This is a genomic window from Paraclostridium dentum, assembly GCF_012922555.1.
Lineage (GTDB): Bacteria > Bacillota > Clostridia > Peptostreptococcales > Peptostreptococcaceae > Paraclostridium > Paraclostridium dentum.
Genome location: NZ_WIPK01000001.1, coordinates 641,719 through 655,324, shown reverse-complemented (window position 1 = coordinate 655,324; position 13,606 = coordinate 641,719). Strand labels below are relative to the sequence as shown.

The window sequence follows — 13,606 nt, the reverse complement described above, 5'->3', positions numbered from 1 at the left end:
TCTATAGTTTAATTTTATAGAATCTTTAATTAAATTTCAATATTTTACCTATTTTTTTATATATTTGTATATACGTTTAGCTTTATCTCCTATTTTCTACATTTAATACTAAATGGTATATTAAATATTTATTTAGGAATTATAATAATAAACTTTTTATAAGAGGAGGAATTCATATTGAAAAAAAAATATATAGTTGCCATTATGTTTACCTTAATAATGTATACTTCGATAAATTGTTTTTCTGTATCAAATGCAAATACAAATACTACAAATATTAGCTATAACACTATAAGCACAACTTTATCTGAGTATATAAAAAATTTAAGAATTTTAGATAATGATATTTATATTCTAGGCAAAGCTATTTTTACAAACTTATCTGAAAATAAAGAAATGAGCACTGATATACAAAAAGATATTGACTTTACTATGGAAAAATTGAAAACTATTAGAAATAGTCTTTTAACATACTCTAAAGGTATTAAAAATGATAATTTAGAAACAAGAAGTGCAACATCATTAATAATAGCTGCAAACTATTATTATTTAGCTTTAGAAGAACTAAATTTTATTTTAGATAATTATAAAGACTCAGATATATATGATGCTTCAGCTAATTTCTTTTATGATAAACTTTTAGGAAGCCAAACTGTAGACTGGGTAGATAATAAAAATAAATAAAAAGTATTTTTAAAATTCAAGAGTAACTAAGATAAAAACTTCTTCATATAATGGACTATCACATAGAAGGGGGATAGTCCTATGGTATTAAGTGGCGCACACTATATTTATGTTTTTTTCATCGTAATAATACTAATTGCTATGATGATGAAAAAGGATACAATAGTACCTTGTATACTAGGAGTTTTTTTCTTAGCATTATTTTACACAAATAATATAGCATCATCTATAGGTGCTGTCTTTAATGGATTAATTATATCACTGGTAGAATTAGGCCCTGTAATAATGATTATTTCCATTATGGTAGCACTATCTAAGTCGTTAGAAAGTAATTATGCTATAGAATATATGATCAAACCTTTTTCAAAAATAATTAAAAATGAAACTACAGCTTTTTTTATTATAGGATTTACAATGTTAATTTTATCTTGGTTTTTTTGGCCTAGTCCTGCAGTAGCTTTAGTTGGAGCAATATTTCTTCCAATAGCTATAAGATCTGGTCTTCCAGCTATTGGTGTAGCTGTATCATTAAATTTATTTGGACACGGTTTAGCCCTTTCAACAGATTTCATAATTCAAGGCGCACCTAGTATAACCTCAGGAGCGGCAGGTGTAGAAGTTTCTGATGTCATCAATAATGGTATGGTTTTATTTTGGATTATGGCTATAGTTACGATTGGTTTTTATTTTTATTAGATGTTGTAGCTATGTTCGCCTTTGATTTAAAAGGAGTAGATGCCACTGCATTACTCGGAGGAACTGCTATATTTTTATTAATTATAATTAATATAATTAACTATGGTAAAAAAAGTCTTGAACAAATATGTGATAACATTACCGATGGATTTTTGTTTGGTATAAAAATATTTGCAGTTATTATTCCTATAGGAGCATTTTTTTACATGGGTGAAGTCTCTCCTCTAACACAATTATTAGGCAATGTTTTACCATCAGGGTCTCAAGGATTGCTTTCTGATACAGGTATATATTTATCTCAAATAGTTCCTCTAAATAAATATGTTGTCTGTTCTATGGAAACTATAGTAGGATTTATAACAGGTCTTGATGGCTCTGGGTTTTCAGGAATGGCTTTGGCTGGATCAACAGCTTCTGTATTTGGAACAGCTATAAATGCTAATGTAAGTACTTTAGCTGCACTTGGTCAAATCGGAGCTATATGGACTGGTGGAGGCTGTTTGGTGCCTTGGGCAGTAGTTTCTGCTGCTGCTATCTGTGGTGTAAGCCCTTTAGAGCTTGCAAAAAGAAATTTAATTCCAGTTGTGACAGGTTTAGCTGTAACCACTATAGTTGCAATGTTTATTATTTAAAAGTATGTAGCTCAATAGCTACATAAGTTTTATTGTATTTAATGTTAATATCAATTTTAAAATATTCAACAAATAAAAACTCTAGAGGAATGTTCCTCTAGAGTTTTTATTTGTTGAATATTCACATTATTTTAACATACTATATAAGTTTTTAGGGTTTTCCAATTTAGGTACAAGAATTTGTGGAATACCTATATTTTCTTCTTTATCAATATCATACATTAATCGTAAAATTGAAAAATCTTCTAATGCAAAACCTACGGAGTCGAAAATAGTAATTTCATTAGGTTTTCTATCTATAGGCTTTCCAGTTTTAATTACATTCCAAATTTCAGTCACTTTAAAATCTTCACTCATATGCTGAATTTCTCCTTCTATACGACTTTGAGGTTCAAACTCAACATATACATCTCCCATCTTAAGAACGGCTGAATCTAGTTCAGTTTTACCTGGGCAGTCTCCTCCAACTCCATTTATATGAACACCTGGTTCAACCATATCTGGTGTAATAATTATGGCATTTCTCTTATCTGCCGTAACAGTTGTTATAATATCTACGCCTTTACATGCCTCTTTTGTGCTATTGCATTTTATTAATTTAAGATTTTTTACATCTTTTAAATTTTCCATTAATTTTTTAGTAGCCTCTGGATCTACATCATAGCAATAAATTTCTTCTATACCTAGTATATGATGAAATGCAAGGGATTGGAATTCACTTTGGCAACCATTTCCTATTAGTGCCATTTTTTTTGGATTAGGCTTAGCTAAATACTTAGCAGCCATCACTGATGTAGCTGCCGTACGAATAGCAGTTGTTAATGTTAGTTCACTTAAAAATAATGGGAATCCAGTTGATACTTCTGCTAAAAGACCTATACCCATTACTGTTAAATAATTATGTTTAGGATTTTCTGGATGTCCATTTACATATTTAAACGAATAAGTTTCTGAATCACCTATAGGCATTAATTCAAGTACTCCTATATCACTATGATGTGCAGTTCTTGGCATTTTTTGAAACTCATTCCAACGTCTGTAATCACTTTCTAGATATGGAACAAGACGTTTCATAACATTTTCTGGTCCAACTTTTTTTAAATACTTTGCCATAGTAGGCAGATCAATATATCTTGTTTTTAATGTTTCCATTTTAACACCTCTCATATAATTTTTAATTTAACATTAATACTTAAGCTTAATAATTATATAAAATGTCTAAAATGGTGAACTGTAATAAATATAAATTTTAATTCTGAAAATTTTTCTCACCATCTACAATTTAACCGTATCAGATTGTTAGATTTACGTCAATTATTATTAAAATACATCATAACCTCCAAATTCTAAATACTTTAAAATCTGATACATCATTATTTATAATTTCAAAAACTCAAAAATAATTACCAATTATAAAAATGTTATTTATATTATTTTTAATTATATCTTTGATTTCCTTTATGGTTAAGCAGGTAATTACATTAATTTGTATTTAATGAAATTGAAATTTTTTAATTATTTTCGTTAATTTTTTCACTTTTACAATTATATAGTTTTATATAAATTTTTATAAAAGCGTAAACTATAAAAAGCCATTTAGTTTTATCAACTATAATGGCTTTTGTTCATATTTTAATTAAATTCAATACTAGTCCTTGGACTAAGCGTAGTTCCCCAAATCGATACATTTATATTCTTAGATAGAGGAACATTATGTTCATCTATAACAGTTCTCCACCATTCCCAAGCTAGTCCAGTACATTCTCTAGCTAAAATGTTTATATTTTTAGAATTAGCTTCTAATGGTATTACTGTTGAAAAATGAGCCGTTCTATCACTATTGCTTCCATTCCATATTTTATGAGTTAAAACTTCATTCCCATTTTCATCGTAAGATACTTCATCCCAAGATACATCAAATTGAGCAACATATGCTCCACTGTGATCTAAATTAATTTTTCCTTTAGAGTACTCAGTGCTTGTAGTTTCTATATAATCCGTCTTATTGTGTACTGCAGCAATTGAGTTATCTTTTAAAAAAGTACTTGTATATGAAATTGGATATGCAGGATTTTTCAAGCTAAAACTAGCATTATTTTTTATAACATTTCTTATTTCATCAAAATCTTTACTTATTATTTTATTATGTTCTTGTGCATCTCCACCTAAAACAACAGCTGTAAATGAACTATTATCATATATATCTTGATATTGAGAACTGTTGCTCACATTATTATTTTTTATCAATGCTTTAAAAGCAGATTGAACATCTTTACTTTTAGATGTAGTTTCTAGTTTTACATATATAGTTCTCCCATAGGCTATATTAGACACCATAAGTGGTGGGGTTTCATTACTTACACCTTTTCTAACTAATTCTTTAAAAGTTACATTATCGTCAAATAATTCAGAAGGATTGTTTGGAAGTTGTGCACTTACAGTGTAAAATATTTGTTTATATGCTGCAATCATAACCTTCTTTTCTCCATTTGATATTGCATTGAAATCTATTCCAAGTGAATTATCAAGCAACTTTGCGTTAATATTAAGTGCATTAGAAATTTGAGATTTGCTATATACCATAGATTCTGTATATTGTGTTCTAGCAGGTAATGTATGTGTCTGAGAGTTTTTATCACTCCAGTTAGATACTAATTCATCAACAGCCCCTGATACATTTGAATATGTTGGATTTTGAACAGTAGTAGTATTTTCTTTTTTCATTCCAGGTAAATCAATACTTATATCAATAGGCTTTCTCTTACACATTAAAATATTAGGTCTATTTTCTACAAAAGAATCATCTGCAAGTTGCAGAGCTCCTGGATATGTACGATCTGTTACAGAATCTATAATAGATATATCTACTGGAGATGTTGTTAATGTTTTTTTATTTCTTTCAACTACAATAAATTTATTATTGGTCTTAAATCCTTCTCTTGGAGTTACATTTTCAATACTGTCCCCATTACTAGCTAATACTTCATTTTTATTATAACTTAAATTTGCTATACCGTTATCTATTTCTTCACTGTTTGAACTTTGTGCAAAACTTGTAAGTGTATTAAAACCAATACCTATAACGATAGTAAAGCATGCAACTATGTTTTTTATATTCTTGTGCCTTATCATAATATACCGCCCTCCTCTATTATATATATACGGCTATATATATTAAAAACTTAGAGTAAATGTTAAATTTTTAATAAAATCAAAAAAGAGATTCCCTGTATAAGGCAATCTCTTTTCATTTAACTGCTTAATAAAGACTTATGTTTTTTATAATTGACTTTTAGGTTTTAAGTCAGATTGGCTTAAATGCTTTCTTATAATATACACAGTTCCATCTTTCTTAAATTCCGCTTCATATGAATATCCATATTTTTCAACCTCATAATAGTCCAGTATCTTAACTTTATCCCCCGACTTTAAAGATATAGTTTTAGTGTTTGTTTCACTTCCATCAATATGAGCTTTAAGTCTTCTATTTTTTGCTATACAAGCAATATCATTTATTTCAAACTCTCTTTTTATCATGTATTCTCCTTAGTGTAATTTAATACAATTTTATTTATTATAAAAGACCTTGATCTTTATATGTTTGCAAAGTTTTTATTATATAGCTTAATGTCCAAAATTCCTTATCCATTTTTTCTGATATTAGTAATAGCCCATCAATTAATTGTTTTTCTTTAAAGTTTTCTAAAAGAATCATTATGCTTATACTATTTATTTCACCATCTTTTGTATCTAATGTTCTAGATTTTTTTACGAACTCATTTTGCATAGCTAATTTTATTGAGTCTTCAAGTTTCTCACTTACATCTAATTTAGGCATTTCATCAAATATCTTAACATCTGATGAATTAAATTTAATATTTACAGCTTTGCTTAAATCTGTAGATAAAAATATAGTATTTTTAAATTGAGCTCCTGAAAAGTCTACACCTTCTAAATTTACTGAATCAAACACAGTGTTTTCAAATTTAGCTTTTTTTAACTTACTCTTTTTTAGATTACTTCCAATTAACTCTGCATTTTTAAATGTGCATCCATAAAAATTACAAGATTTGAAATGAGCTCCTCTTAAACTTGTAAAGTCAAAATTAGACCCTGAAAAATCACTATTGTAACAATTACTTCTCTTTAAATCTTGATACATAAAATTTTTATTTAATTTTTGTATCTTATTGTATTTTAAACCTTGCTCCATATTCTGTTTTCTTACCATCTTGTCCTCCGCATTCTTTTTTGTATATTAAAAAAACTCTTATACCTAGTGATATAAGAGTTTGAAATTACTTATAATTGGTTGCGGGAGCAGGACTCGAACCTGCGACCTTTGGGTTATGAGCCCAACGAGCTGCCAACTGCTCCATCCCGCGATATTTAATTTATCTAATATAATAATATCACATTAAATACAATCCTGCAACAACATAAGAACTATTTTATCTGCTTTTAACTTTTTTTATTACTTTTCATATTATATAGAGTATTAAATTTTAATTGCGGTGGTGTGTTTATATATGAAAGCAAATTTAGTATGTAAAGGTGGAGGAATGAAAGGTATAGCATTAGTTGGTGCTATAGCATGTCTTGAAGATAGCGGTTATGAGTGGGATAGGTTAGCTGGTACTTCAGCTGGAGCTTTAGTTGCTTCATTATTGTCTGTTGGATATACATCATCTGAAATCGAAGAAATTTTATATGATATAGATTATCCCAAGTTTAAAGACAAAAACATTTTTCAATTTATTCCCTTTGCAGGAGATTTATTAAGTGTTACCTTTCATAAAGGGATTTATTCAGGAAAATACTTAGAAGATTTTTTACATGAAAAATTTAAACAAAAAGGGAAGACCAAATTTAAAGATGTTTCTGTTAACGGAGAAAGTAAACTTAAAATGATTGCTTCAGATGTAACTAGAAAAAAGTTACTAGTTTTACCTGATGATTTAGTTGACTACGGTTTAGATCCTATGGAATTTGAAATATCTAAAGCTGTTAGAATGAGCGTAAGCATACCCCTTTATTTTTATCCAGTTGAATTAAAGTATGATAATAAATCATGCTTTGTAGTAGATGGAGGACTGCTTAGTAATTTTCCTATATGGATATTCGACACAAACTGTAATTCTAAGTATCCAACAATTGGTCTTAACTTATCTGAAGATACAAATCAAGAAATTCATGAGTCTAAAAATCCAATTCATTACTTACTAGACATTGTAAAAACTTCACTATATACAAATGAAGATGTCTATTTTAAAGAAAAAGACTCCTTGAGAATCATAAATATTCCTACATTAAATGTTTCTGCAACAGACTTTAATCTTCCAAAAGAGACTATGGAAGAACTCTATAAGTCTGGATATAAGGCCTCTCAAGTATTCGTAGTTAATAGATACTTAGAAACTTATATCTCAAAATATGGTTTTAATTAAAATTAATTAAAGGTGATACTTATTTTACTAAAAAAGTATCACCTTTTACATTCTACCAGCTAATAATATTTTGTGTTGCTATATCTTTATATCTATTTAAATTTATTTGATTTGATTTTTCAGCGTTAACGCAATTATACATAAGTAGATCCTCTTCTAATTCTTCAATTATATCTATATCTTCTCTTATGTAACTTTCTAATCTATATAATGTTGATACAACCCTAGATTTTACTCCTCCAAGTCTTATATCTATTACTTCAAATCCTTGCCCTTTGCACTCTTTATACCAAAGTTTTCTAAAAGAATTTTGAAGATTATCAATTTTAATTAGTAAGTTTTTCAACTCTAGTTCACAAATTTGTTTTAACTTATATCTATCTTTGTTTTTATAAAAATTTCTTATTTTTAATCCAATCGTAGCCTTTATAGATAAAACTTTAGCTAAGTCTGAATACAATTTGTACATATCATAATATACTTCATTTTTATCAGCTATTTCTAATAACTTTTCGGACAAATTGCTATAATGTAGTTCTAAAAATTTTGTACCTTTATCCTTTACTAGTTTCTCTATATGTTTATCAAATGCCCCCAATAAAATATCCTGGTATAATAAATATTTGGAAGGATTAACAAATCTTAAATTTTCACTATCTCCGTCTTCTATCTTATCAAGATTCTGAAGCTCAAAGAAATTTTCTAGATTTAATTTAGTAATAAACTTACATTTTTCACTTATACACTTCATATTTACTTTGTCTGAATACGTATGTTGAGAAAATAATATTAATCCCGGTAAAATCGTATCAATAGGAGTTTCGTCTCCATCATCTCCCCATGCGGTTATGATTACTTCATCTATTCCTTTTTCTTTACAAACTATCATCGCTTCATTCATAGATTTAAAAGTTTGATCATAGCATGGTACTATTCCTGACCATTTCCATATACCACCTGCAAAAACTACCTTTTTATCAAATACTTTTCTTATTTCAAAAAACTTTCTGTATATATCAGATTCTTTGTGATAGTAGTCCCAGTATACTAATGACAAGTTTTCAGGTATAGAATTAACTACTTCTTCACTTATAACAGCATCTTGATCATAATAAAATCCATTTGGTGATCCAGTTCTGAAAAACATATCATCCCACATCATAGGTTTAAATTCATAAAAATCACATATTCTACAAACTTTTTTCAAATGTTCTACCATAATCTTATAGTGATGGGTGTATCCATTTTGATCTAAGTATCTACCTCTACCTAAATCAAATGCTTCGTCCATTCCTATATGTATTTTATTGCTTTTAAAGCACATTCTTAAAGACTTTATCATATTTTCTATAAAATCATAGGTCTTTTTATTCCCTACAAGTAATACATCCTCTGTGTCCTTTATATCTTTTGCATATTCCCATTTTAAAGTTTGCTTTAAATGAGCTAGTGTCTGTATGCATGGTATAACTTCAATACCTAAACTATCTGCAAAATTATCTATTTCTTTTAACTCATAAGAAGAATACTTACCTCTTAAATATCCAAAATACTGTAAGTTTTCTATTTCATATGTATCTTCTGTATATAGCATCATTTGGTTAAAACCTAGTATTGATAAGAATACTATTATATCTTTTAATTTATCAACTTTATAAACGCAGTTTCTTGATACATCTATCATAGGTCCTATACATTTAATTTTTTGCTTTTCTTTTATTCTTAATTTTTCATCCCATTCATTTTGTGCATACAAACTTATCGCCCTAAATAAATGATGTTTATTTTTATATTTTATAATACCTCTTTCTACTTCGATATCTAATTCATCTTCTTCATTGAGCTTATATACATATACTGTCTCTCCACTTATATCAAAATCTATATCTAAAACTCGTTTAATTTGAAAAACTTCTTTTTGTATTTGATCATCTATTCCCAATAAATTTAACTTCATATTTCCCCCCTAAAGTAATTTTAGTTTGAAGATGAAGCTGCACTCACTGCAGCTATCATAGCTACCATAATAGCAATTTCAATAGCTATAATTATTTCTAAAAATATGTTATTTGTTATTGTATCTAAATTACCTTCTTCTTTGAAACAATCAGCATATGCAGAAGCGACAATAGCAGCACTTATTATATTCCTATTATTCTTACCTAGTGCCCAATTCCCAAAACCTTTTACATCTTTTAACTTATCTGATACCTCTTTTATCTGTTTAGCCAAAACTTCTTCGTCACATTCTAATAATGATATAGCTCCTATTAATGGATATCCGTATCCATCTATTTTGCAATTATTAGTTTCTAAAAGTTTTTTTATTCTTAATACTTTGTTTAAACTTTCTTCGTTTTTATTTTTATCAAAAACCATTACATGTGAAAGTGATTGAAGATTATTGGATTTGTAGAATCCTTTTGAGTTAAGAACTTTGTAACAGTTTTCCATATATTCTAAATCACTATCTAAGTTTTTTGAGTTTATAGCTATAAGTGCTGCTCTACAATAATCGTCACTTGATGTCAAAAATGGATGATTATTTTTCATAAAGTCATATACATATTTAGTTCTATAAATAGCTGTATCTATATCTACCTTATTTTTATTTTGATCTATTATAATAGCTGTAAATGGTAGATATGTGTCATTGAAAAATTTATTTTCTTTTAACTTATTATAAGTATTTAATATTGAATTAAATGATTTTTCTTTGTTTTCTTTGTTTTCTTTATTTGATAATAAATTTGATAAATAAAACAAACTATGGCCTCTAAAATTTGAAAATATTCCGGTATTATTTTTAATCACCTCTATACTTTCTTCAACTTTATATGGTATTATATGCTCATTTTTTATTGTAGATGATAATATGCAACTTTGTTGCATCATTCCCATTTGCCAAGAACCTTTTACTTCTTTTATTTTTTCATTGTTGTGTATTAATAAATCTACTTTATTATTTATAGCAATTTCTATCATAACTTTATCCCTCTCCCCTAAAAATTATTATTTGATTTTATATGTATAAGTCTATCATATAGATATATTTATACATAATCTTTTTATTTATTTTTTAAATTTTCTCAAAATTCAAACATACGCTTTATATTTTTTTAATAATATTAACTAGAGATAACTTAACTATTTAAGCATCAAAATATTTCTTTAAATAGGAGGTACGATGAAAAATTTTCTTAATAAGTGGAACAAAATTAGTTTGGTTAAAAGAATTCTAATTGGTTTGATTATAGGTATATTACTAGCATTAACTATACCTAATGTAGCTAAGCCAATAGTTATTTTCGGATCATTATTCGTTGGAGCTCTAAAATCAGTCGCTCCGATTCTTGTATTTTTCTTAGTCATATCCGCTATTTGTCAACACAAGCAAGGTCAGCAAACTAATATGAAATCAATAATATTTCTTTATCTTTTAGGCACATTTTTAGCAGGGTTGGTTGCTGTTATCGCAAGTTTTTTATTCCCTATAACGCTAACTCTTGGTTCTGGCGTTAGTAAGATGGCTCCTCCCGGTGGAGTTGTAGAGGTTTTAAAGGCACTCCTTATGAACGTTGTTGATAATCCTGTAATGGCACTTTACAATGCTAATTATATAGGTATTTTATCTTGGGCTTTAATTATAGGTATTGCACTTAAAAACGCTTCTTCATCTACTAAAACAATGATTTCAAATGTCTCTGATGCACTATCTCAAGTGGTAAAATGGATAATTAATTTTGCTCCTCTTGGAATTATGGGGCTAGTATTTGATAGTATATCTACTCAAGGAATAGAGTCATTGCTTAGCTATGGACAGTTAATTATGTTATTAGTAGGTTGTATGCTTTTTATAGCACTTGTAGTAAATCCACTTATAGCTTTTATTGGAATTCGTAAAAACCCTTATCCACTTGTTTTTAAATGTTTAAAAAACAGTGGACTTACAGCATTTTTCACTCGTAGTTCAGCTGCAAATATACCTGTTAATATGCAATTATGTAAAGATTTAAATTTAGATAAAGATACTTATTCAGTATCTATACCACTTGGAGCCACTATTAATATGGGGGGAGCTGCAATTACAATTTCTATATTAACGCTTGCAGCAGTTCATACTCTTGGAATAGAAGTAAATATTATTATGGCTTTGTTACTTAGTTTATTATCTGCTATAAGCGCTTGTGGAGCTTCAGGAGTAGCTGGCGGTTCGCTTTTATTAGTACCTCTTGCATGTAGCTTGTTTGGTATCCCAAATGACATAGCAATGCAAGTTGTAGGAGTAGGGTTTATAGTTGGTGTAATTCAAGATTCTTGTGAAACAGCTATAAATTCATCTACTGATGTTTTATTTACAGCTGTAGCTGAATTTTCAAAACTACGTAAAGAAAGTAAATAATCATAGCTAAAAATGCGGTATAATTTTATATACCGCATTTTTACTATTTACACTCATCACTTTTCTTATTATCCAAAATCGAATTATTACGTGAAAGCCCACACGACATTGCATCTACTTCTGTTGTAGTTATGTCTTCAACTTCATGCTTTGTAGTTTTTACAATATAAGCTTCATCCTTATATTCATCCGTCCTATCATATAACTTGTGATTAACTAACATTTTTACTAGGCAAAATGCTAATGCTATCATAAAGAATAATATTGGAAAACCTGCAACAGTTGCAATTTGTTTAGTTGCATCTATACCACTAATTTTACCTCCTGCACAAATTAGGTTTACAATGGCCATAGAAGCCATTAATACTCCCCAAAATATATTTATTTTGTAGGAAGTTTTAGTTTTTTCATTCTTATCTGATTTTATTGATAGTCTTGTTATAGTTGTTGTAACAGAATCGCACATTGTAACTATTGAAATAAATATAGCCAATATAAAAAATATAGATAGTATTTTTACAAAAGGATATTTTGTTAAGAAAGCGAATAGTGATACTTCCATTCCTGAACTTTGTATGGATGACCACAAATCTCCATATGAAAGCTCTTGGTGTATAGCCGCTCCTCCAAATATAATAAACCATATCATACCAAATAATGCTGGTATTATTAAATTCATTACCATAAATTCTCGTATAGTTCTTCCTTTACTTATCATTGCAAAAAACATTCCATTTAAAGGCGCGTATGCTAGCCATATAGCCCAGTAATATATAGGCCACCATCTAGGCCAATCAGATCCATCAATAGGACTTAAGTAAGTTGATATTTGCAAGAAATTACTTGCAAAATTGCCTAAAGATTGTGTCCCTAGAGATAATATAAATGAAGTCGGTCCTAATACAAATATAAAAACCATAAGTCCTATAAATAACTTTGTATTTTTATCTGATATCCATTTGATTCCTTTATCTATTCCAGTTATGCTAGATATTATATATGTTATAACTATTATCGTCACAATACTAATCCACGTAAATTTATTGTTAGGAACTCCAAGTATTATATTTAACCCTTTACTAATTTGCATAGTTCCGACTCCCAATATAGCAGCTACTCCACCTGCCATAGCAAACAAACATATATTATCAATTAAAGACTCTAATTTATAATTTACCTTTTTATTGAATAATGGGTATAGTACAGAACTTACTCTACATGGTAATTTCATATTATATATTGCAAAAGCTATACATACTCCTGATATTGCATACATTGAATACGGGTAAAACGTCCAGTGTGTAAAAGATGTGTTCATTGCAAACATAGCTGCAGACTCACTTCCTGGAATTATACCCATAGATTCTGGAGGATTCATAAAATGGGTTATGGGCTCTGCTATTCCCCAAAATAATATCCCCGTCCCTATACCCGCCGTTAATGATATACAAAACCAATTCCAATAGCTCATAGTTGGTTGTGCATCCTTTCCCCCTAATTTTATAGATCCATATTTTGAAAACATAATCCATAAACATATAAACAAAAAAAATACAGCAGATAATTGAAATAACCATCCAAAGCTTTTAGTAGCCCATGTTACTATATTATTTTCAATGTTATACAGCATATTTGGTTTAATAACCCCTATTGTAATAACAAAAATAAATATTAGCGTCATAGGTATCATAATAGACTTTCTTACTTTCGCACATTCTTCTACATTTTTATTTATCACAACATCC

12 protein-coding genes and 1 tRNA gene are annotated in these 13,606 nt (G+C 28.4%); 5 read left to right on the top strand and 8 right to left on the bottom strand.

The genetic code is table 11. From position 1 onward, the window contains the following. The first annotated feature begins 177 nt into the window (after positions 1 to 177). The 3 genes from GFJ41_RS03030 (at position 178) to GFJ41_RS19020 (ending at position 2,012) form a co-directional block, all read left to right on the top strand. Positions 178 to 684, top strand: a complete 507-nt coding sequence (locus tag GFJ41_RS03030) for a hypothetical protein (RefSeq protein ID WP_170074572.1) — start codon at positions 178 to 180, stop codon at positions 682 to 684. 81 nt (positions 685 to 765) lie between these two features. Next, positions 766 to 1,380 carry a hypothetical protein gene (locus GFJ41_RS19025; protein WP_332841111.1) on the top strand — a complete coding sequence of 205 codons (615 nt, stop codon included), beginning with the start codon at positions 766 to 768 and terminating at the stop codon, positions 1,378 to 1,380. Next, the gene (locus tag GFJ41_RS19020) at positions 1,338 to 2,012 is read left to right on the top strand and encodes a hypothetical protein (RefSeq protein WP_332841110.1); all 675 of its coding nucleotides are present in this window, start codon (positions 1,338 to 1,340) and stop codon (positions 2,010 to 2,012) included. Before GFJ41_RS19025 ends, GFJ41_RS19020 begins: the two co-directional genes overlap by 43 nt. Positions 2,013 to 2,138: 126 nt before the next feature. Here GFJ41_RS19020 and ocd read toward each other — a convergent pair whose 3' ends face one another. The 5 genes from ocd to GFJ41_RS03000 form a co-directional block, all read right to left on the bottom strand. Beyond that, on the bottom strand, positions 2,139 to 3,164 hold the full coding sequence (ocd, locus tag GFJ41_RS03020) for an ornithine cyclodeaminase (RefSeq protein ID WP_170074571.1): 1,026 nt from the start codon (positions 3,162 to 3,164) through the stop codon (positions 2,139 to 2,141). 480 nt (positions 3,165 to 3,644) lie between these two features. Further along, a complete protein-coding gene (locus GFJ41_RS03015) occupies positions 3,645 to 5,144 on the bottom strand; it encodes a thiol-activated cytolysin family protein (RefSeq protein ID WP_170074570.1) in 1,500 nt (499 codons plus the stop codon). A gap of 147 nt (positions 5,145 to 5,291) precedes the next feature. Continuing rightward, the gene (locus tag GFJ41_RS03010; protein WP_021429386.1) at positions 5,292 to 5,549 is read right to left on the bottom strand and encodes a hypothetical protein; all 258 of its coding nucleotides are present in this window, start codon (positions 5,547 to 5,549) and stop codon (positions 5,292 to 5,294) included. A 37-nt stretch (positions 5,550 to 5,586) separates the two neighbouring features. After that, the gene (locus GFJ41_RS03005) at positions 5,587 to 6,243 is read right to left on the bottom strand and encodes a pentapeptide repeat-containing protein (RefSeq protein ID WP_021429378.1); all 657 of its coding nucleotides are present in this window, start codon (positions 6,241 to 6,243) and stop codon (positions 5,587 to 5,589) included. A 78-nt stretch (positions 6,244 to 6,321) separates the two neighbouring features. Further along, positions 6,322 to 6,397, bottom strand: a tRNA-Met gene (locus GFJ41_RS03000). Positions 6,398 to 6,541: 144 nt separating this feature from the next. Here GFJ41_RS03000 and GFJ41_RS02995 point away from each other — a divergent pair. Continuing rightward, positions 6,542 to 7,459 (top strand): patatin-like phospholipase family protein, encoded by a 918-nt coding sequence (locus GFJ41_RS02995; protein ID WP_021432766.1) that lies wholly within the window; start codon positions 6,542 to 6,544, stop codon positions 7,457 to 7,459. 52 nt (positions 7,460 to 7,511) lie between these two features. Here GFJ41_RS02995 and GFJ41_RS02990 read toward each other — a convergent pair whose 3' ends face one another. Both GFJ41_RS02990 and GFJ41_RS02985 read right to left on the bottom strand, forming a co-directional pair. Further along, complete coding sequence (locus tag GFJ41_RS02990; RefSeq protein ID WP_170074569.1) at positions 7,512 to 9,416, bottom strand: beta-N-acetylhexosaminidase; 1,905 nt, start codon at positions 9,414 to 9,416, stop codon at positions 7,512 to 7,514. Positions 9,417 to 9,436: 20 nt separating this feature from the next. Further along, positions 9,437 to 10,444: a DUF4003 family protein gene (locus GFJ41_RS02985; RefSeq protein WP_170074568.1), complete on the bottom strand. Its 1,008-nt coding sequence runs from the start codon at positions 10,442 to 10,444 to the stop codon at positions 9,437 to 9,439. Between the two features lie 202 nt (positions 10,445 to 10,646). On the opposite strand from GFJ41_RS02985, the gene sstT reads away from it, so the two are divergent. Then, positions 10,647 to 11,861: a serine/threonine transporter SstT gene (gene sstT / locus GFJ41_RS02980; RefSeq protein WP_029878091.1), complete on the top strand. Its 1,215-nt coding sequence runs from the start codon at positions 10,647 to 10,649 to the stop codon at positions 11,859 to 11,861. Positions 11,862 to 11,904: 43 nt separating this feature from the next. On the opposite strand, the gene GFJ41_RS02975 is transcribed toward sstT, so the two are convergent. Next, positions 11,905 to 13,599, bottom strand: coding sequence for a BCCT family transporter (locus tag GFJ41_RS02975; RefSeq protein WP_170074567.1), 1,695 nt, complete (start codon positions 13,597 to 13,599; stop codon positions 11,905 to 11,907). Positions 13,600 to 13,606: the final 7 nt, after the last annotated feature.